Source organism: Salinibacter grassmerensis (assembly GCF_947077765.1).
Taxonomy (GTDB): domain Bacteria; phylum Bacteroidota; class Rhodothermia; order Rhodothermales; family Salinibacteraceae; genus Salinibacter; species Salinibacter grassmerensis.
On sequence record NZ_CAMTTF010000003.1, the window covers coordinates 326,538 to 347,046 of the forward strand.

General features: G+C 64.4%; 19 protein-coding genes. 9 read left to right on the top strand and 10 right to left on the bottom strand.

All coding sequences use genetic code 11. The features are described from left to right. Positions 1–25: 25 nt before the first annotated feature. On the bottom strand, positions 26–1,837 hold the full coding sequence (locus OJB03_RS08665; protein ID WP_263786539.1) for a M3 family oligoendopeptidase: 1,812 nt from the start codon (positions 1,835–1,837) through the stop codon (positions 26–28). Between the two features lie 172 nt (positions 1,838–2,009). On the opposite strand from OJB03_RS08665, the gene ytxJ reads away from it, so the two are divergent. Then, positions 2,010–2,369 carry a bacillithiol system redox-active protein YtxJ gene (gene ytxJ / locus OJB03_RS08670; RefSeq protein WP_263786542.1) on the top strand — a complete coding sequence of 120 codons (360 nt, stop codon included), beginning with the start codon at positions 2,010–2,012 and terminating at the stop codon, positions 2,367–2,369. A gap of 8 nt (positions 2,370–2,377) precedes the next feature. After that, positions 2,378–2,950 (top strand): TlpA family protein disulfide reductase, encoded by a 573-nt coding sequence (locus tag OJB03_RS08675; RefSeq protein ID WP_263786544.1) that lies wholly within the window; start codon positions 2,378–2,380, stop codon positions 2,948–2,950. 9 nt (positions 2,951–2,959) lie between these two features. Here OJB03_RS08675 and OJB03_RS08680 read toward each other — a convergent pair whose 3' ends face one another. Next, on the bottom strand, positions 2,960–3,376 hold the full coding sequence (locus tag OJB03_RS08680) for a hypothetical protein (RefSeq protein ID WP_263786546.1): 417 nt from the start codon (positions 3,374–3,376) through the stop codon (positions 2,960–2,962). A gap of 122 nt (positions 3,377–3,498) precedes the next feature. Between OJB03_RS08680 and OJB03_RS08685 the strand changes: the two genes are divergently transcribed. Further along, positions 3,499–4,155 (top strand): hypothetical protein, encoded by a 657-nt coding sequence (locus OJB03_RS08685; RefSeq protein ID WP_263786548.1) that lies wholly within the window; start codon positions 3,499–3,501, stop codon positions 4,153–4,155. Here the strand turns inward: OJB03_RS08685 and OJB03_RS08690 are convergent. Beyond that, entirely contained in the window at positions 4,116–4,589 is a 474-nt protein-coding gene (locus OJB03_RS08690) for a hypothetical protein (RefSeq protein WP_263786550.1), read from the bottom strand. The genes OJB03_RS08685 and OJB03_RS08690 overlap by 40 nt on opposite strands. A gap of 116 nt (positions 4,590–4,705) precedes the next feature. On the opposite strand from OJB03_RS08690, the gene OJB03_RS08695 reads away from it, so the two are divergent. From OJB03_RS08695 to OJB03_RS08705, 3 genes are all read left to right on the top strand, one after another. After that, positions 4,706–5,740 carry a metal-dependent hydrolase gene (locus tag OJB03_RS08695; RefSeq protein WP_263786552.1) on the top strand — a complete coding sequence of 345 codons (1,035 nt, stop codon included), beginning with the start codon at positions 4,706–4,708 and terminating at the stop codon, positions 5,738–5,740. Positions 5,741–5,870: 130 nt separating this feature from the next. Then, positions 5,871–6,722, top strand: coding sequence for a mechanosensitive ion channel family protein (locus OJB03_RS08700; protein ID WP_263786554.1), 852 nt, complete (start codon positions 5,871–5,873; stop codon positions 6,720–6,722). A gap of 132 nt (positions 6,723–6,854) precedes the next feature. Then, positions 6,855–7,280 (top strand): OsmC family protein, encoded by a 426-nt coding sequence (locus tag OJB03_RS08705; protein WP_263786556.1) that lies wholly within the window; start codon positions 6,855–6,857, stop codon positions 7,278–7,280. A 77-nt stretch (positions 7,281–7,357) separates the two neighbouring features. Here the strand turns inward: OJB03_RS08705 and OJB03_RS08710 are convergent, their stop codons facing one another. From OJB03_RS08710 to pgsA, 4 genes are all read right to left on the bottom strand, one after another. Continuing rightward, positions 7,358–8,341 (bottom strand): NAD(P)H-quinone oxidoreductase, encoded by a 984-nt coding sequence (locus OJB03_RS08710; RefSeq protein WP_263786558.1) that lies wholly within the window; start codon positions 8,339–8,341, stop codon positions 7,358–7,360. Positions 8,342–8,474: 133 nt separating this feature from the next. Next, positions 8,475–9,713, bottom strand: coding sequence for a competence/damage-inducible protein A (locus OJB03_RS08715; protein WP_263786560.1), 1,239 nt, complete (start codon positions 9,711–9,713; stop codon positions 8,475–8,477). Positions 9,714–9,827: 114 nt separating this feature from the next. Further along, positions 9,828–10,508: an orotate phosphoribosyltransferase gene (gene pyrE, locus OJB03_RS08720; RefSeq protein ID WP_263786562.1), complete on the bottom strand. Its 681-nt coding sequence runs from the start codon at positions 10,506–10,508 to the stop codon at positions 9,828–9,830. Between the two features lie 46 nt (positions 10,509–10,554). Next, the gene (pgsA, locus tag OJB03_RS08725) at positions 10,555–11,160 is read right to left on the bottom strand and encodes a CDP-diacylglycerol--glycerol-3-phosphate 3-phosphatidyltransferase (RefSeq protein WP_263786563.1); all 606 of its coding nucleotides are present in this window, start codon (positions 11,158–11,160) and stop codon (positions 10,555–10,557) included. Between the two features lie 363 nt (positions 11,161–11,523). On the opposite strand from pgsA, the gene dnaK reads away from it, so the two are divergent. Next, positions 11,524–13,527, top strand: a complete 2,004-nt coding sequence (gene dnaK / locus OJB03_RS08730; RefSeq protein ID WP_263786565.1) for a molecular chaperone DnaK — start codon at positions 11,524–11,526, stop codon at positions 13,525–13,527. Positions 13,528–13,694: 167 nt separating this feature from the next. On the opposite strand, the gene OJB03_RS08735 is transcribed toward dnaK, so the two are convergent. Next, positions 13,695–14,483, bottom strand: coding sequence for a TatD family hydrolase (locus tag OJB03_RS08735; protein WP_263786567.1), 789 nt, complete (start codon positions 14,481–14,483; stop codon positions 13,695–13,697). 150 nt (positions 14,484–14,633) lie between these two features. Between OJB03_RS08735 and OJB03_RS08740 the strand changes: the two genes are divergently transcribed. Both OJB03_RS08740 and OJB03_RS08745 read left to right on the top strand, forming a co-directional pair. Continuing rightward, the gene (locus tag OJB03_RS08740; RefSeq protein WP_263786569.1) at positions 14,634–15,950 is read left to right on the top strand and encodes a SpoIID/LytB domain-containing protein; all 1,317 of its coding nucleotides are present in this window, start codon (positions 14,634–14,636) and stop codon (positions 15,948–15,950) included. Between the two features lie 278 nt (positions 15,951–16,228). Beyond that, complete coding sequence (locus tag OJB03_RS08745) at positions 16,229–18,175, top strand: TonB-dependent receptor family protein (RefSeq protein WP_263786571.1); 1,947 nt, start codon at positions 16,229–16,231, stop codon at positions 18,173–18,175. A 9-nt stretch (positions 18,176–18,184) separates the two neighbouring features. Here OJB03_RS08745 and OJB03_RS08750 read toward each other — a convergent pair whose 3' ends face one another. Then, positions 18,185–19,162 carry an isoaspartyl peptidase/L-asparaginase family protein gene (locus OJB03_RS08750; RefSeq protein WP_263786573.1) on the bottom strand — a complete coding sequence of 326 codons (978 nt, stop codon included), beginning with the start codon at positions 19,160–19,162 and terminating at the stop codon, positions 18,185–18,187. 25 nt (positions 19,163–19,187) lie between these two features. After that, entirely contained in the window at positions 19,188–20,498 is a 1,311-nt protein-coding gene (locus OJB03_RS08755; protein ID WP_263786575.1) for a peptidoglycan DD-metalloendopeptidase family protein, read from the bottom strand. Between the last annotated feature and the right edge of the window lie 11 nt (positions 20,499–20,509).

The following is a 20,509-nucleotide window of genomic DNA, read 5'->3' on the forward strand; positions in this document are numbered from 1 at the left end:
CCAGGCAGATGACTCAGGGGGACGTTCACGCCTGTCCGTTCCCGCGGGCCGAGCCGAGCGCCGTCTGGTCCGCAAGCTCTTCCGCCTCCTCAATGAGGGCCTCGACGTGTGAGAGGCCGCTGGCCCAGAAGTCTTCGTCTTCCAGGTCCACGCCCATCTGTCCCACCAGCTCGTGCGGCCAGTCGGACCCGCCCGCCCGGAGGAGATCCAGGTAGCGGTCGGCGAAGCCCCCATCGGCCGACTCGTAGCGGGCGTACAGGGCCAGCACCAGTAGCTCGCCGAACGCGTAGGCGTACACGTAGCCCGGCGTGTGCAGGAAGTGAGGGACGTAGCTCCACCAATATTGGTAGTGTTCACCGAGGGTCACACTTCCCTCGAACATAGCCCGCTGCGTCTCCATCCAGTGCTCCCCGAACTGATCCGCCTGAAGCTCTCCGTGATCGCGTCGGGCAGTGTGGATGCGGTGCTCGAACCGATTCATGGCCACCTGCCGAAAGACCGTCGCGAGCGTGTCGTCAATCTTGGCAACGAGCAGGGCAAGTCGATTCGCTGGATCCTCCTCGCTGCGCATCAGGCGCTGAAAGACGAGCATCTCGCCGAAGACGGACGCCATCTCGGCGGTCGTGAGGGGGGTGCCATGATGAAAAATGGACTGTTCGCGTGCCAGGGACTGGTGCACCCCGTGGCCCAGCTCGTGGGCGAGGGTCTGCACGTCGCGGGGCTTGCCTGTGTAGTTGAGCAGCACGTAGGGGTGCGCACTCGGCACCGTCCCGTGACTGAAGGCGCCGCTGCGCTTGCCCGGGACGAGCGCGGCATCGATCCAGTCCCCCTCGAAGAACTGGCGGGCCGCCTGTGCCATTTCGGGGTGGAAGTCGCCATAGGCGTCCAGAACGAGGGCCCGCGCGTCGCTCCACTCATAGGTCGAGTCCGCTTCGCGGATGGGCGCGTAGCGGTCGTAGTCGTAAAGCTCTTCGACGCCCAAGAGTTGCTTTTTGAGGCGGTAGAACCGTGCCACGAGGTCGTATCGTCCAGTGACGGCCTCGATGAGCGTGTCGACCGTCTCGTCATCCACCTCGTTCGCACGGTTTCGCTGTTCGAGCCAGTGGTCGTAGTCGCGGAGTCGATCGGTGGAGGCCTTGTCCGCCAGGAGCGTGTTGAAGACGTACGTGAGGGTACGGAGGTGTTCTTTCAGTCCGTCCGTGAAGGCATGGGCCGCCTCCCGCCGGACCGCCCGGTTGGGCTCGTAGAGTTTCGATAGGGTCTGTTCCTGGGTAAGCGACTCGCCGTCGAGCTCGAACCGCGCCGCGCCGAGGGTTTCGTCGAAGAAGCGGGTCCAGGCGTTCTTGCCAGTAATGCTCTTTTCCGAGAGCACCTTTTCCTCGGCCTCACTCAGCACATGCTCCTTGCGCTGATATTCGGTCTCGAGGTAGTGGCGATAATCGTCGAGGGCCTCGTGGGCGAGGAGCTCCTCCACGCGCTCTGCGTCAAGGGCCACCCATTCGGTGTCGAAGAAGACGAGACGCTGCTGGATGCGGTCCACGGTCTCCTGCACCGACTGCCGGAGCGCCCCCCGGTCGGCGTCGTTGGTGTCGGCGGTCCAGTACAGGTGTGCGTAGGCATGTGCCCGGCCGAGCCGATCTTGGAGGGAGCCGAGTGTGTCCAGGGCGTCGGCCAGTGCTTCGGGTTCCAGCTCCCCAATCCGTCCTCGGTACTCCTCGGCGAAATTCGTCGCGTCGGTCTCTAGCGACGCAAGATCCTTTTCTAAGGCATCAGGATCATCGTACAGGTCATCAAGGGCCCACCGAACATCGTCGGCCGCAGTCTCCGGCGTTTTCATAGGAGTACGTAGGTTGATTGAGCAAGAAAATGGGGCCCGCCCTGGTCGAATCGCCCGCCTCGGGTCCACTCGGATGGTATTGACCGATTGTTCACCCCCTTCCGTGTATCACGGTCCTTACGTCGTGGTACAGATAGGACGAGCTATTTGTACCATTGACGAATAACGCGCAGTGTCTGATTCTCCCTTCCGTTCCCTCTCCAGCGACGCCAACTGGGCCGAGGCCCAATCCGCGTCCGAAGACCAGCCGGTGCTCGTGTTCAAGCACAGTTCGGCCTGTCCGGTGAGCGCCAAGGCGGAGAAGCAACTACAGTCCCTGGCCGAAGAGGGCTCTCTGCACGTTTACAAGCTCGTCGTGCAGGAGAGCCGCGCCCTGTCCGACGAGATTGAGGAAGCCCTGGACATCCGACACGAAACGCCGCAGGCTATTGTCCTCGACGACGGGACCCCGGTGTTTGACGCTTCCCACTTCGACGTCACGGCCGATGCCGTCCGGGAGGCCGTCCAGTCTGCGCCTTCTTCGACCAATTGACCCTCCTCATGCATCGCTTTCTGACGCTCGCCTGCACCGCCGGGCTGCTCGCCCTGCTCATCGCATGTGGGGGAGACGACACAGCCCAGACCAGCGATCAGGCCGCACCATCCGCGTCCGAGTCGAGCCGCCCCATTCCCGGCAAGGTGCGGGACGTGGGGCCTGAGCCGGTCCCCACTCTCACGATGGAAACGCTCGACGGGGCCTCAATCGACCTCGCTGCCCGGAACGGTGAGCTCCTCCTCGTCAACTTTTGGGCCACCTGGTGCGCCCCGTGCCGTGAGGAAATTCCAGACCTTAAGGGCCTGCACACGGACCTTGAGAACCTTACGGTCATCGGGGTGGCGTTGGACCGCAAGGGCCGTGAGGTCGTGGAGCCATTTGCCCAGAAGCTCGACATCAACTACCCGATCGTCGTAGACGAAGCAGGCACCGTCGAGGCGGAGTTCGGGCCTATTCCCGGTCTTCCCACAACGATTCTCGTGACCCCGGATGGACAGATCACGAAGCGGGTCGTCGGCATTTTCCCCACCGAGGAGATGCGCCCGACGCTCAAGAAGATGCTGTCCGACGAGGCGTGAGGGGCGACGTTATTCGTCCTCCTCCTCCTCTTCCACGCGCTCTCGCCTCATCAGGAAGTCTTCGAGGCTGCCCACGACGACTCGCGTCTCTTCATCGACCTCCACGTCTTCGACGTCCCCAGCCCGGATCAGCTTCTTGATCTTCTTCCGGTCGATCTGCTTGAGGATCCGTCGCGCCTCTGTTCGGCTCACGACGTCCTCCCGATAATCGGCGGCAAAGTCCTCGAGGAAGTCGAGGGTTTCGTCCGTGAGGTCAATCATCCGAATCTCCTCGTTGGAGTCGGAGAGGGACCAGTACAGGTCCGCGTCAATCAGGTGACGATCAGTCCAGCGGACCAGGGTCTGCTTCGAGAGCTGAAGGTGCTCAGAGAGCTCGTCGAGCGGCATCGTCTTCGGCTGCCGCGACGTCGCGGGTCGGTCAGGCACAATATGCATCCGGTGGCATTAGGGAAAAAGGGTGACGTACATTAGACAGAGAATGTCCCTTTTTGTTTCTACGTGTTCATCCCACCCATCTTCTACCTCGCCCGGAATTGACGCTCTCGACGATGCCCTCCTCCCGCTCCAAAGAGGACTGGACCGCCCTCCTTGACCCTCTCCTCTCAGACTCGGTGCAGTCCGCCAACGAACGGCTCATGCAGACCGAAGAAATCCGGCAGTGGCTCCGCCAGGCTTCGACGGAGGCGGCCGAGGGAATGAGTCAGCGCCCCGACATGCGCGGTGAGATGCGCGGGTACGGGCAGCTGAAGGCGGCCTTTGAGGAGCGCTTTCCGAGCCTCCTCAATGCCGTCGAGGAGCTGACGGGGGGATGCGGGACGATCGACCTCGACTGGACGCCCATGAATCCCACCATGAGTCGCGTTGAGGTGGACTTCCACCGCGAGCTTGCCGTCGACGTATTCACGCGACTGGCGGCGCCGTCCCCTGAAGCCGCACAGGCGGCCCTGCACACCGTGGAGGAGGCCCTTCCAGACGGAACACCGTTTCCGAACCGGCCCAACACGGTCACCGGTCTGGTCGGCCACGACGGCTCGTGCCTGGGGGTCCGGGTGCGGGAGCACCTGGGCAACGAGCAGGGCAGCCGGTACCGCACCGTCACGCTCCTACCGGAGGCCCAGAACGATGTCGAGAACCTATCCACGGAGGAGGCTGCGTCCCGCCTTCTTCAACTGCTAGCCCCCGATGATTCGCCCTCGGCTGTCTGACGGGACGGAGCACCGGTGACGCAGTCCACCTCCCCGACGCCCCGAACCTGCCATTTCTGTTCGTTCTCCCCATCCGCAAACCAAAAGCGTGCCCCGGGCTGCACAAACTCGCTCAGGAAGCGCACGAACGTTTCGGGAGAGACGTTGGCGGGCACCTCATCGCTGACCAGCGTGAGCTCGTCACCGCGGATCTGAAAATAACCGAGGGCAAACGGAAGGGGGCCGTCGGTCTTGGTGCTCAACTCCTCCTGATACACCTGGCTCTCCGCCCGCAGCGACTGGACGAGCTCGACGGTCAGCCAGTCTTTTTCCCGCCCGCCGATGAGGCCGTGGTGCCGCCGCTCAAACAGCTTCCGCACGAGGCCCTCCAGCGCCTCGTGCTTTTCGGGACGAACGACAGCATCTTCGACGCGACAGCGATAGCGGTCGGGCATGGCAGCCTCGTAACGGGTGTACAGACATTACGGCAAAGCCTGGCTCAACGGGGGAAGGGCGCCGTACAGGAGGCCCCTTGTCACGTTCCTCTTCAACACCGAATACTTCCCACCCTATGGATTCCGTGACACAGATTACACTGGGCGCCGCGGTGGGCGAGGCGACGGCGGGCCGCGAGGCCGACCTCAAAGCGCCGCTGTGGGGCGCGGCCTTCGGCCTCCTGCCCGATCTCGACGTGCTAGCCAACCCGTTTCTGACAGAAATTCAGGCGCTCACCATGCACCGGAGTGTCACGCACTCCCTGGTGTTTATTGCCCTGGTAAGTGTGTGTGCGGCATACGGGCTTCGGCGCTTTCATCGGGACGTTCCGGTCTCCACGGGGCAGTGGGGGGCCCTGGTCGCGCTCACGCTCGGTACACACGTGGGACTCGACTGCCTCACAACGTATGGCACGCAGGTCTTCTGGCCCTTCAGCAACTACCCTGTCATCTACGGGGCTGTCTTTGTCATCGACCCACTGTATACCCTGCCGCTGGCGGCAGGGCTGCTCGTGTCTCTCCGGTGGAACGCCACAGTGCCGGCGCGGCGCTGGGCGAACTACGTGGGCCTTGCGCTGAGCTCCGCGTACCTTCTCTTCACCGTCGTCAACAAGGAACACGTCAAGCAGGTCTTTGAGGAGGCCCTCTCGGACACGGCTCCCCACTACGAACGCATCTTCACGTCCCCCACCCCTTTCAACAACCTCCTTTGGCAGGGCGTCGCGGAAACTAAGGATGGATATTACGTCGGGGACTACTCGCTTCTCGACCCAGATCGCTCCGTCAATTTCCAGTACGTGCCTAAGCAACACGACCTCTTGGAAGATCAGTGGGACACCCCCGTCGTGAGGGAGCTGCGCCGGTTCTCTCAGGGCTACTTCGTCGTCCGTCGGGACGGCGGGGGCGCTCTGCGGATTCATGATCTTCGGTTCGGGCGCAACGACGTCGGCCTCACCGACGATGGCGAGTATCTGTTCACGTACAGGCTGCGGGCAGGACCGGACGGAACCATCATCGGCATCACGCGCCCCGAGCCGCCGTTCGAACTCAACGCCGCACTCCTTCGCCAATTCCTTGCCCGCATTCAGGGCCAGCCTGAGTCGCTCCCCTAAGAGTCGGGGGCAATTTTCGGCAATTAATGCCCATTCGGCGGGCACGGCCGTCTAAAAATTGATACTTCCCCTCTTGGCTCAGTACCTTCAGGGTGCTTTCCACTCCTATAAGCCGCGACTCTTCTCCGTCATGAACGACCTTCTTTCCCGTTCTCAGGACTACCTAAACGCCGAGACGATACAGGTGCTCGGCTCCTACGTACTGAGCATTGTTGCCTTTGTCCTCATTCTCATCGTGGGGCGGTACGTGGCGACCTGGGTCCGCGATACGATCCGGGGAGGGCTCGACAAGCCGCAGGTCGACACGACCCTGACGAAGTTTGCCGGCAACTTTGCGTACTACGCCATCTTCCTGCTGGCCCTCTTCGCCGGCCTGGAGACCGTGGGGATCGAAACGGCGAGCTTCGTCGCCGTCCTGGCCGCCGCCAGTTTTGCGGTTGGCCTCGCCCTGCAGGGCACCCTCGCCAACTTCGCCGCGGGCATCATGCTGCTGATCTTTCGGCCCTTCAAGGTCGACGACTACGTCGAAATTGCCGACGAGACCGGCTTCGTGCGCGACATCTCCCTCTTCTTTACGCGGCTCACCACCCGAGACAACCGTCTTATCATCGTTCCGAACGGCGACATTTTCGGCTCCACCATCCGCAATATTTTTGCGCACGATATTGTCCGGGTGGACTGCAACGTCGGAACCGACTACCCGGCGGACATCGACGCCACCCGCGAGGTGCTGCTCGAGGCGGCCCGCAGCGTTGACGGTCGCGTGGCGGAAAAGGGCGAGCAGGCCGCACTCACGGGCCTTGGAGACTCGTCCATTGCCTGGCAGGTGCGCGTCTGGGCCGAGACCGACGACTATTTTCGCCTCCGGCAGGAGTTGACCCGCCAGGTGAAGTACAAGCTGGACGAGGCGGACATCGGCATTCCGTATCCGCAGATGGACGTGCACCTCGACGAACTCAACGGCAACGGCGAGGCGGCGTAGCCCTCAGCGGGCGGGGCGGTGGTGGTGGTGTGTTCTTTCCGAAAAGCGACGTTGGAGAGGAACGTACGGGGGGACGCGCGCTTGCAGTGAGTGTCACTTGAGATCCCCAACCACCAACCCACACATCTCGTTATGCCTACTCGTTCTGCGGACGCAACGTGGACCGGCAACCTGCCCGACGGCAGCGGCACCATGCGGCTCGAAAGTGGAGCCTATGAAGGTGCATACTCGTTCCGCTCCCGCTTCGAGGACGGAGACGGTTCCAATCCTGAAGAGCTGATTGCCGCCGCCCATTCGGGCTGCTACTCGATGGCCCTCTCCAACGTGTTGGCCGAGGCCGGGCATGAGCCCGAGTCGGTTAACACCACCGCGGACGTGACGCTTCAGATGGTCGAGGGGGACCCCACCATCACCGGGATCCACCTGACGACGGAAGCGTCCGTGCCGGGCCTCGACGCGGACACGTTTGAAGAACACGCTGCGGCGGCCAAGGACGGCTGCCCAGTCTCGAAGGCCCTCGCCGGTACGGAGATCACGCTCGACGCGAGCCTAGCGTAGGCCTTGACGTATTCGGACGGTCTCGTCCCCGTTCCGCCCCGGGTCCTCAAAAGGACTCGGGGCGTTTGTGTGTCGGTCTACGAGACCACTTGAAGGACGATCTTTCCGGCGTTCTCGTTGTTTTCCATGCGCCGGTGGGCGTCGGCCACCTCGGTCCAGTCGTAGGTCGAATCGATCACTGGGCGGAGCGGGCCGTCCGCGAACTTGGGCACGACATCCCCCGCAAACGCACGGGTAAGCTGTACCTTGTAGTCGAGGCTTCGGTCGCGGAGCGTCGAGGTTAGGAGCTGAATGCGTTTGGCCATCAGGGCGCGCAGGCTTACCTCCGCCACGGTGCTGCCCCCCAGAGTCGCAAGTTGGACGATGCGGCCGTCCACCGACAGGGCCTCCACATTCTGGTGAAAGTACGGCGCGCCGATGAAGTCGAGCACGATGTCTACCCCCTCTCCCTCCGTGAGGTCGTCGACCCGGGCGGCGAAGTCCTCCGACTCGTAGTCGATGGTGGCTGCCGCTCCGAGATCGCGGCAGAGATCGTGCTTCGGGGCCGAGGCCGTGATGTAGGGGCGCGCACTGGCCTCCCGCGTGAGTTGAATGGCAGCGGTTCCCACGCCACTGGCGCCGGCATGGATAAGCGTGTCGTGCCCGCTTTGTAGCCCCCCAAGCCAATGGAGCGCCTGGTACGCCGTCAGAAACACCTCCGGGATTGCCGCCGCCTCCTGCATGGAGAGGCCCGGCGGGACGGCCATCAGCAGGTCTTTGTGCACAACCACCTGTTCGGCGTACCCGCCCCCGGCCAGCAGGCTGAATACGCGATCTCCCTCGTGCCAGTCGGTCACACCAGACCCGGCCTCCTGAACGATCCCGGCCATCTCGAGCCCCATGATGGAGGATGCCCCGTCGGGTGGGGAATAGTGGCCGCGGCGCTGGAACGTGTCGGCGCGGTTGAGAGCAGTGGCGTGCACCTGGACACGGACCTCGTCGGCCTTAGGGGTCGGGGTCGGCACCTCGCCGATGGTCATTGCGGACGGGTCGCCAGGCTCGGGGACGCGAACGGCTCGCATAGGATGCACAGACAGATTGGTTGGCAAATAACTCGTCGGTGGCCTCTCTGTACTCTCGCACGTTCTCGAGCGTGGAGAGGTGCCCCACAGGATCGCATCGACCAGCGGGGCTGGCGGCCCAGTCGCTGAGCCCCTACGCCGACAACGTCCGACGCGCCTGTTCGAGGGCCGCGGACGCGAAGAGCTCTTTGTTGAGCGTGCGGTCCTCCACGAACTGGTGGCGTCGGGCGTGCCCTCCGGATGCGTCGGCGTACCCGACCCACACGGTGCCTACCGGCTTCTCGGGCGTGCCGCCCGTCGGCCCCGCGATGCCGGTCGTCGACACGCCCACCGTGGTGCCTAGCGCCTCCCGAACCCCCTCGGCCATCTGGAGGGCCACTGCCTCGCTCACGGCACCGTGCTCGCGGATCGCTGCCTCCTCCACTCCAAGGACCGTTTTCTTTGCGGAATTGGCGTAGGCGACCACGCTCCCCAGATAATAGTCGGACGACCCGGAGACGCCCGTCAGCCGGTGCCCGATGAGACCGCCCGTGGCACTCTCCGCACTGGCAATCGTGGCGTCACGCGTTCGCAGCGCATTCCCCAGGACCTCTTCCAGGGTAACGTCGCCGGTGCCAATGATGTCGTTGCCGGCCCGCTCCCGCATTGCCGCTTCCACCGTGTCGAGACGCGCATCCGCCGTCGTTTGCTGAGCATCGGCCGACAGGCGCAGGCGCACACCGCTCGTGGAGGGCAGGTACGCCAGGGACACATCGTCCCCCAGCACGTCGGACAGATCGCCCAGCTTCTCCTGCAGGGCCGTCTCCCCGATCCCCGCCGTCACGAGGGTCCGGTGACGCACCTCGCCCACGCCCGACTGCTGTTCGAGCCGCGGCTGGACCGAGGCCTCAAAGATAGCAGTCATCTCCTCCGGAATGCCAGGCAGCAGCACAATTAGTCGCCCGTCCGGGGCCTCATGCCACAGCCCCACGGCGGCCCCGACCGGATTGGCGAGCGTCTCAAAACTCTCCGGCCGCTGGGCGAGGGCCGGGGCCGACGGCGGCACGTCTCGATTCCGGCGGTCGTAATACTGGCGAACACGCTCCAGCACATCCGGGTCGGTCTGGAGCGGAGCGCCGAAATAATCGGCGATGACCGTGCGCGTCAAGTCGTCATGGGTAGGGCCAAGCCCACCGGTGCAGATGACGAGACGGGCCTCCTCGTACGCCCGGTCCAGCTCTCGGAAGATGTCTTCCCGGGCGTCCCCGACGGTCACCGTCCGGGTCATGCGGACGCCGAGCCGACTAAGCTCCCCCCCCAGCCACGCGGCATTCGTATTGGTGGTCTGGCCAATCAACAGTTCATCGCCAATGGTCAGGAGCTGTGCCTTCATCGATACAGGGAAGAAGAACCCAGAGGAAATCGGAACGAGACGACTCCCGCGTCTTGACGGGGGCGGCTTCCAATGCGTGGAGTCGGCATGGGATTGTCTAGCGAGTAGGGTGGTTCAGCCCCCGTGTTCCTGGGACCAGGCGTCGGGATCGGCCCGCCAGTCGTTGAGCAACGCCTGTGCGTCTTCCGAGAGCGCATGCTGGCGATGCGCCACGTCCAGAAGCACGGGAAACGTCGTCAGCACGTGGCAGGGCACACCGGCCTCCCGGAACGCCGTGGCGGCGGCGTCCAGCCCATACGAAAAAATGGCCAGTACCGCCGGAACGGTGGCACCGGTCTCCCGAACGGCCGCCACCGCGTCCAACACGGATCGGCCCGTCGAGATGAGATCCTCCACCACGATAACCGTGTCGCCCGCTCCCGGCTGTGCTCCCTCAATGCGCCGTCCCTGCCCATGCCCCTTGGCCGAAGAGCGGATGTATGCCATTGGGGCATCGATCCGGTCGGCCAGCCACGCCGCGTGGGGGATGCCGGCCGTGGCCGTTCCGGCAACGGTAGGCGACGTCCAGTCGTGATCCCGGACGATCTCGGTAAACCCGTTTGCGATGCGTTCGCGGACGGACGGATGCGCGAGGGTCTGCCGGTTGTCACAGTAAATGGGCGCCGCGAGGCCCGAGGACCACGTGAACGGGTCGCGCGGGCGCAAGAAAACGGCCTCAATGTTCAAAAGGGTGTCCGCGAGGGCGCGGGCCCGATCGGCCGACGACGGGGCAAAAATCTCTTGGGGGGTGGGCATGACGGACGACAGCAATCAGTCAAGTTCACGAGTGGGGAGTGCGGGCCTACTCTAGGGTCCCCTTTTCCTCTACCGGCGCCACCACGTACAGCGCACCCGTGGCCAACGTAAAGCCGACGACGACCGCTAGGGCCAGCCCGGGCAGGCCGCTGTCGTAAAGCAACCACCGGGCCGCGTCGCGAAGCGGCGGGGAAAAGTGCGTTGCGGCCCGGAGGGTGAGCACCCCGAAGAGGAATGCGGCCTGCAGCATCGTCTTTCCTTTTGCCACACGATAGGTGTGCAGCGTCTGTCCGGACGCTTCGGCCCACGACCGAAGGACCGTCACGACGACGTCGCGGAGGGCAATGGCCACGACGGCCCACCACGGGACGAGGTCGGGGGCCTCGAGTGCAAGGGCGATGAAGGTCCCGAGGATCAGAATTTTGTCCGCCAGGGGATCAAGGTACTGTCCGAGCCGCGACCGCACCCCGTACCGACGGGCCAGCACCCCATCGTAGTAGTCCGTCAGGGAGGCCAGGACGAAGAGCACGACCGCACTCATCTGTCCGGCCTTGCTCGGAATCGACAGGAGCAGGAGCAGCAACGGGGTCACCAGAATCCGACCGACCGTCAGCAGGTTGGGAATGTACCGGAGGGCTGCGGAGGTGTACATGGCAACTAGACAATAAGCACGAGCCGCTGGAATATCTCCGGCTTTCGGCGATATTGGTGAAAATTTGCACGGAAGCGAAGGGCCCGCGGTTGCAGGATCAAGGATCATGCCTTCGGGCCTGCAAACTTTTCAGTGTGTAGGGGCCCCAGTGCCACACTTGACGCCCCACCAGTAAGGATCGACCGGCCCTGCTCTGCCACCCTGTCATTCTGACGGACTATTTCGGGGACTTTGCGGGCCGGCATCGTTCTTGAGAACAAGCTACCGTGGCGATGTAGAGGCAGGGACGCCGGAAAGCAGTCGTCCCTCGATCCCGACACGCCTTCGACTTTCGAACTGATCCGAACCAACGCACACACACTCATGGGTAAAGTCATTGGAATCGACCTTGGCACGACGAACTCGGTCGTGGCGGTGATGGAGGGGGACGACCCCGAAGTCATCGAAAACGCGGAAGGATCGCGCACCACGCCGTCCGTCGTGGCCTACAAAGATGATGGCGAGCGCCTCGTGGGTGCCCCCGCGAAGCGCCAGGCCATCACGAATCCGGAAAACACCGTGTCCTCGATCAAGCGGTTCATGGGCCGCTTCTACGACGAGGTTGAGGACGAGATCGAAGAGGTCCCGTACGAGGTCGTCCGCGGCGAGAACGACACGGCGCGCGTCCAGATTGGCGACCGGAAGTACACCCCTCAGGAGATTTCGGCCGTGGTGCTGCAGAAGCTGAAGCAGACGGCCGAGGAGTACCTGGGCCAGGAGGTCACCGACGCGGTGATCACCGTGCCGGCGTACTTCAACGACGCACAGCGGAAGGCCACACAGGAGGCCGGCGAGATTGCAGGCCTGAACGTGCAGCGCATCATCAACGAGCCCACGGCGGCCTCCCTCGCCTACGGCCTCGACGACGAGAGCGATCAAGTGGTCGCCGTGTACGACCTCGGCGGCGGTACCTTTGACGTCTCCATCCTGGAGCTCGGGGACGGGGTCTTTGAGGTAAACGCCACGTATGGGGACACGCACCTCGGGGGCGACAACTTCGACAAGCGCCTCATCGACCACATTGCCGACGAGTTCGAGCAGGACACCGGCATCGACCTTCGGGACGACCCGATGGCCCTGCAGCGGCTGAAGGAGGCCGCCGAGGAGGCCAAGATTGAGCTGTCGAGCGCCAAGACGACGACGATCAACCTGCCGTTCATTACGGCCACGGACGAGGGTCCGCAGCACCTCAACATGGACCTCAACCGGGCCACCTTCGAGAACCTGATAGGGGACCTGGTCGAGAAGACGGTGCCGCAGATGGAAAAGGCCCTCAACGACGCGGGGCACTCCAAAAGCGACGTCGATGAGGTCATCCTGGTTGGCGGCTCCACCCGCGTGCCGCTCGTTCAGGAGACCGTCGAGGAGTTCTTCGACAAGAAGGCCAACAAGTCCGTGAACCCGGACGAAGTGGTGTCCCTCGGCGCCGCCGTTCAGGGCGGCGTGCTCAGTGGCGACGTCGACGACGTGCTGCTGCTGGACGTGACGCCGCTCAACCTCGGCATCGAGACGCTTGGCGGTGTGATGACGACGCTGATCGAGGCCAACACCACGATCCCGACGAAGGAGAGCGAGGTGTTCTCCACGGCCGCCGACAACCAGACCTCCGTAGAGGTGCATGTCCTGCAGGGCGATCGCGAGATGGCCAAGGACAACCGCACGCTCGGCCGCTTCCACCTGGACGGCATTCCGCCGGCCCCGCGTGGCACGCCGCAGATTGAGGTCACGTTGGACATCAACGCGGACGGCATCCTGAACGTGTCCGCCGAGGACAAGGACACCGGCAAGGAGCAGTCCATCCGTGTGGAGGCGAACAGCGGCCTCTCGGACGAGGAGATCGAGAAGATGAAGGAAGAGGCCGAGCAGCACGCCGAGGAGGACGAGCGCCGGAAGGAGCGCGCCGACACGATCAACGAGGCGAACTCTATGGCTTACTCCGTGGAGCAGGGCCTCGAGGAGTACGGCGACAAGATTCCGGAGGACAAGCGGGCGAACCTCCAGGATGCCCTCGACACACTGAACGAGGAGCTTGAGACGGCCAGCGCCGACGAAGACATCACCGCGCTGGAGGACGCCCTCGAAGACCTCAACGCGGCGTGGTCCGCCGCCGGCGAAGAGATTCGCGAGGCCCAGCAGCAACAGGCCCAGCAGGGCGCGGCGGCCGGTGCTGGCGCCGGCGCGGCGGGCGCTGGTGCAGCGGCTGGTGCCGAAGGTCCCGCTGGCGGCCCCGCTGGCGGAGCGGCCCCCGGCAACGGCGCCACGGACACCGACGACGAGGATGTCCAAGACGCCGACTACGAGGTCGTCGACGAAGGCGACGACGAGTAAACGCTGACTGTTCGGACGCGGAGTGGGGATCGATCCCCCACCCGCGACCCTCTACATCGCCTCACGGGCGTCCCGAACCGACGCCCCACGGCTTCCCAACGCCCCGATCGGGATGACCCGGTCGGGGCGTTTTTTATGCCCCGAGTAGTCTCTCCGGGCCACTGCCCTTATCCTGCGGCGTCCAACTCGTAAATCGCCCGGGCATTCTGGGTCGTGACCTCGGCGACCGTCTCCAGCGGGAGGTCCTTGATCTCGGCGAGCCGCTCCGCGACGTGGCGCACGTAGGCCGGCTCATTTCGATCGCCCCGATTTGGCTCCGGGGCCAGGTAGGGGCTGTCGGTCTCCACAACGATGTGCTCGAGCGGGACCTCCTTCACATACTGGTCCACGTCGCTGTTCGAGAAGGTCATGATGCCCCCTACTCCGACGTAGAAGCCCAGATTCCACGCCCGCTCGGCGATCCGGGGCGGGTCGACGTAGCAGTGAAGGATCCCACGCATTTTCTCCGGGACGTCGGCCTGTACGGACTCCTCTTCAAGAATGGCAAGAATGTCCTCCGCGGCGTCGCGGTTGTGGATGACGAGGGGCAGGTCGGCCTCGATGGCGAGGCGAATGTGCTTTCGGAAAAAGCGCTTCTGCCGGTCGTCAAACGACCGGTCCCAGTAATAGTCCAGGCCACTCTCCCCCACCGCCACCACGCTCGGGTGCGAGCACCATTCCACGACTGCCTCAAAGTCCTCCTCGGTGGCCTCCTGCGTTTCCGAGGGGTGCAGGGCCGCCATGGCATAGAGCCCGTCGTGCTCCTCACAAAGATCTACGGCCTGTTGAATGGAGGGGACGTCGATGGCCGGCATTACGATGACGTCGACCTCGGCCCCCCAGGCCCGACGCAAAACCATGTCCCGGTCGTCGTCGAACTGGTCGAGGTACAGGTGCGCGTGCGTGTCAACGATCATAGACTGAGGGGACGACTGATGGCGAGGGAAGCGGACAAAACGGAGCGATAACGACCGGGAACGAAGTCCCCTTTTTGCATCGTAGGAGGACCGGCAACTGTCGAGTTTGTGCCCTGCGTTAGAACATGAACTGAAGGCCTCACACTGTAAATGCGTTGGTGTAAATTTCACCCGATCCTCTGCTCGGGCGCTCGGGGCCTTCTCGGGGGGATCTCCTTCCTGATCTTGGCGCTGCTCGTGACCGGGGTGCCCTCCCTGGCCTCGGCCCAGTCTTCATCCGACAGCACAGACTGGGTACAGGTGCGCCTTCACCACGGGACGGATGTTGAATCTGTTCGCCTGACGCCGAAGCGCACCTCACTCTCGGTACTGCTTCCCAGCGGTGATCCCCCAATTCTCCGGCTGAAACGCGACGAGACCGTGACGCTCGGCCGCCGTCAGGGAGATGTGTATGCCCGCCGCGGGAACGCCAACCTGTACGCCCGGTCGCTCCGCCTCGCGCCGTCCAGCGGGGGCAGCTGGATGCTCAGCCTGCCCTCCGAGTCGACGCGCACGTACACGGGACGCCTCACGCTTCGCCCCGCGGACTCCAGCACCGGCCTTCAGCTCGTCAACCGCGTGCCCCTACAGGACTACGTAGCAAGCGTTGTCGCCGCAGAGTACGGCCTCGACGACCGGTCGGGCACCCGGGCCATGGCAGTCGTGGCCCGGACCTACGCCCTCTTCTCCACCAAGCACTTCGACGGAGACTACGACCACGTCGACGGCACGGCCTCTCAGGTATACCGGGGAAAAGACGTGATCACCGAAGACGCCCGGCGGGCAGCCCGGGAGACGCAGGGCCAAATTTTGACCTACGACGGGGCCCCGATCCAGGCGGTCTACTTCTCGTCAAGCGGCGGCCACACGGCCAGCAACGAGGAGGTCTGGACGGACAGTCCCTCCCTTCCCTACCTTCGGGGCAAGGAGGACCCGTACGACGAGGCCTCGCCCAAGCACCGCTGGACGACGCGCATCAACCGCCGGGCCCTCCTGCAGGCGCTCTCGCTGCACCACGGCACCTCCGTCGAGGGATTTCTGCTGGGCGACCGCACCCCGAACGGCCGGCTGGCAACCATCGAGGTGCTCTTCTCGGACGATGGCAGGACGGAAATGGAGGCGAGCACCTTCCGGTCGATCGTGAACGAGCGGGTCGACGGGGGCACGTTGAAAAGCACCTGGTTCGACGCCCGTCGGGACGGCCCGGACTACGTGTTGACCGGACGGGGCCACGGCCACGGCGTGGGCCTCAATCAGTGGGGCGCTCACGCAATGGCCGAGCAGGGCAGGAGCTACCGCGAGATTCTTTCATTTTACTACTCGGGCGTCCAGATTCAGCAACTGGACGAGACGTCTCCCCTGCCCGCGGTGGCCCAGGACCCGCCCAGCCCGCCCGCCGACTCCACCGCCCCTCGGATCGGTTGGTGACCTACATCCTCCGGAGTCTCCGACACGTTCTTCCTACCCACCGTAGGCCGGTACGTCTCTCTTCGTGCCAGCCCTGTGTCTCTCCACAGCTATCTGCCACACTCTGTTGAGGCCTTTTCTGCTTCGTTTGCTGCCTTGAATTGTACGTTTCCCCTGACATGCTGCACTCCTTGGTGCGGACCGTGATACCCCGTATTTTTGCGCTTGTGCTTCTCGTTGGGTGCCATCTCGGCTTACCCTCAGTCCACGCACAATCCCCGACGGACACGACCGTTGCCATGCAGGTGGAAATGGCGCCGGTGGAAATCACGGCCACTCCTTTCCGCATCGCAGGCGAAGCCCCTTCCTTTGCCGCCGCAACCCGGACCCGGACCGATCAAGACCTCAATGCCACGCCGTCGCTGTCCTTGGAAGAGATCTCCACGGGACTGCCGGGTCTGTCAGTCCAGAGCCGGACGCACTTTGCGCTTGGGGATCGCATTACGATCCGCGGGCTTGGATGGCGAGCCCAATTCGGAGTGCGCGGGGTCCAGATGCTTCTGGATGGAATTCCCCTGACAACGGCGGACGGGCAATCAGTGGTGCATATTATCGATCCGTCATTCATTCGGTCACTGGAGCTGATTCGGGGCCCTGCCTCCACATTTTGGGGCAACGCAAGCGGGGGCGTCCTCTCCCTCTCCACGCGCCCGTCTCGGGATGCCAGGCACACGGTGCGTCTCAAAGAGACCGTCGGGTCCTATGGTTTGTCGAAGACCGACCTGCAGGTAACTCCCGACCTTGGGGCACACCAGCTCAGCGTCTACTCGTCTTATCTAACTCAGTCGGGATACCGCCAACACAGCGACACCCGACTACTCCGCTCTGGCTTCACCAGCAACTTTTCGCTGGGGAACGATCAAGGGGTTCGCGTGATCGGAGCTCTCCAGCACATGCCCCGCGCGGATTCGCCCGGCTCGCTCGCAAAAGAAGCGGCTCGGACATCGCCCGACCGAGCACGATCCACAATCGTGAATTTTGACGTCGGTAAGGATGTCCAGCAAGGACAACTCGGGGCGACCTATTACGACGATACCCGGGTCGGCACGGCAAACGCAACCGCGTACGGGCTCTTCCGCGACCTCCGCAACCCCATTCCCTTCAACGTCATCGACCTGAATCGCCGGGCCGGGGGTGCGCGACTTACGCTCGAAGGCGAAACCCCTGCGGTGGAATGGGGAGTCGGTGTCTCGGGCAAACTGCAGCACGACGATCGAAAAGAATATACCAGTGACGGCGGGGCTCCAGACAGTCTCCTCATCGACCAGCTCGAGACCGTCAATAACGGAGCCCTCTTCGGTCGCCTCTCCATCCCCTTTGGCCGTTTCCAGATCGACGCCGGCCTCCGCTACGACCGTCTTCAGTTCGAGGCTGATGATCGGCTTGGGGGCGACGACGGGACCCAAACTTTTCGCACCCTGAGCCCTTCGCTCGGGCTCTCGTACGACCTCGGGCGATCACGCCTGTTTGCAAACCTGAGCACGGGCCTGGAGGCTCCCACCACGACCGAACTGAGCAATCGTCCGGACGGCGAGGGAGGCTTCAGTGACCTGGACGCCGAGTCCGTAGTGGGCGTAGAGAGCGGCGTCACGGGCACGTGGCTGGCGCAGTCTCTCTCGTACGATCTGGCCCTCTTTTACCAGGACGTGGACGACGTGCTCGTCCCCTTCGAGCTGCCGGACGAGACGACGGCCTACCGCAATCAGGGTGCCGCCCGCCACCGCGGGGCCGAAATCGCGGTCCGCTGGCAACCCACTGGACCACTCTCTGTTCGGGCGAGTCACTCGTTCGTAGACGCCGAATTTACGGAGGGCACCGTGGAGGAGGGCACATCCACCACTGATCTCGATGGCAATGACCTCCCCGGTGTACCTTCTCACCGGTTCTCTGCAACCCTTCAGGCACGCACCTCGCTCACTCACGCCTCCCTGTCCATTCTAAGCGTAAGTAAGCAGTACGGCGATACCCAGAATACCGCGACGAGCGACGGGTATACGACCGTGGACTTACGGCTGAGCCATCCTGGTTTCGACGTGGCGGGCGGGGCTTCCTTTACGCCCTTCCTCGTCCTGAATAACGCTTTCGATGTCCGCTACAACGACATCGTGGTGAACGCCTTCGGGGGACGGTTCTACGAGCCCGCCGCCGGCCGACATTGGCGCGCTGGCGCCTCCTTGCAATTCTGAGTGGGCCCGCTACCGCTGGACGGTGTGGTGAGGGTCTTCTGCCCTGCCCCGCCATCCCCGCGCCATGCGGGGTGTCGTGAACGCCACCGCGGCCTCCTCGGGCGTCACCACGATGCATCCGCCCGTGGCCCCCTCTCCGCCTGGAGAGGAGACCTGCTCGTGCATGCGGGACAAGGAGGTGCGCGCAGCCGCTTCGGCGGAGGCGCCTTCTCGGACGCGCTCCCGCACACTGCGGGCCAGCCCCACGGCCGCGATGGCCTCGCCCCAGCCCGTCGTGCTGACTGCCATGTGGGCGTCCGCGTAGAAGCCGGCGCCCGGCAGTGGCGAGTCGCCCACCCGTCCCGGCGGCTTGAAGGGCGTCCCCCCGGTGGAGGTCGCCGCCGCGAGCGTGCCCGCGCCGTCCCGCATCACTGCCCCCACGGTATCGCCTCCGCTCGGGTCAACGCCCCCCGGACGGAACGACCGGCTCGGGTGACTGGCCTCGGCCCGTGCCCGGATCCGTTCGTGACGTCGTTGCTCGCGGGGGTGGACCAGCGTCTTGTTCGGGACAAGGTCCGTCCCCGTGGTTTCCGCAAACCGCTCCGCCCCCTCGCCCGCCAGCATCCGTACTCGCCCCTCCCCTCTTTCTAGCAGCCGCCGGGCTACCACGACCGGATGCTCCAGGTGCCGCGTGCCCATGACGGACCCATAGTCCAGGGTCGCCCCGCTCATGATTCCGGCGTCCAGCTCCGCCTCCCCGTCCTGATTCAGCATCGCCCCGTAGCCGGCGTTGAACGCGCCGTGAGCCTCTAACGCTCGCGTCGCCGTCGTAACGCCCGCCAGGGCATTCGTCCCGCCCTGAAGTACAGAGGTTCCGGCCTCGAGTACAGCCCCAAGCCCCTCACGGTGCAGCTCAAGCGCAGCGTCCGGGATGTCCCACGCCCCCCCGTGCACGAGGAGCAACGGCCCCCGCGTCTCGATCTGCCGACTGTGGAGGGAGAGGGACATTCCACAAGTGCCCAATTCAGAGAGGCTACCGACTTGCCAGTTGGGGCCCTGCCGGAGCCGTGCGCTCCGTCCAGCGCGGTTCGGGGGCCGAGGGGACCCGGGCAAACACCGACGCCCCCTCCAGGCGCGGCAGCAGGGCCCGCACGGTCTCCCGAAACGCGTCCTGATATTGCAGAGGGACCGGCTGTGAGGGCGGCAGCTCTAGTGTGACCGGGTTGACGGGGGTGCCGTGTTTCCAGAGGCGGTAGTCAAGATGAGGGCCCGTGGACCGGCCGGTGCTTCCCACATAGCCGATGGTCTCGCCCTGTTGCACGCGATCGCCGGACGTCACGGAGATTTGCGAGAGGTGGAGATAGCCGGAGGTGTAGGTGCCGTTGTGGCGGATCTTGACGTAGTTGCCATTGGGCCCCTTGTACCCGGCCCGTTGGACAACCCCGCCCCCGACCGATCGCACTGGGGTGCCACGTGGCGCAGCATAGTCAACCCCCCGGTGAGGACGATACTCCTTCAGAACGGGGTGGTACCGGCGGTTCGTATAACCCGAACTGATGCGGGAATACTGCAGGGGCGCCTTCAAGAGCTGGCGCCGGAGGCTCTGGCCCGCCCGGTTAAAATACTCAGCGTCGCCTGCGCCCGCCTCAAACCGAAAGGCGTAGTAGTCCTCGCCGCGGTGCCGCACGTGTGCCGCCACGATGTCTCCGGGCTGCACCGTATCACCCTCAACCGCACGGGCCTCGTACACGAGGCGGAACGAGTCGCCCGCCCGCAGCCGAAAAAAGTCAATCTGCCAGGCAAACACCTCCGACAGCCGCAGGGCGAGGAGCGGGTGTCCGTCGTTTCCCACGAGGGTTTCGTACAACGATCCCTCCACCGTACCCGAGACCGTAGCCCACTGACGGGTTACCGACCGGGTGGCAACGTAGGTCCGGTCCGGGTGCCGGAGGTCGAAGACGACGTACCGGAGTGCATCGATCTGGTACGCCAGGTATCGCGGCTGTTGAAGCCAGGGGTTCACGTAGACGCGATACCGGCGCCCGGCCCGGAGGTCTGTGACTTCGAACCCGGGTCGGGCCGCCTCCGCAAGGTTCAAGATCGTCTGATAGTCCACCCCCTGCTCGTCCAGCACGTCCGAGAAGGTCTCCGCCCGGCCTACGCGTCCATCTTCGATCTGGTACCGTCCCGCCGGAAGGCCGTAGCGGTCCATCGAGGCCTCAAACGTAGCCGTTGGTTCATTCGTCGGGGTCGGCGCAGTCGCACCCGTCTGACAGGCAAGCCCCCCTCCAGCAACGATCAGAAGCAAGGCAAGCAGTCGCACGGGCTGGGGTGAACAGGACATGGGAGCCACCG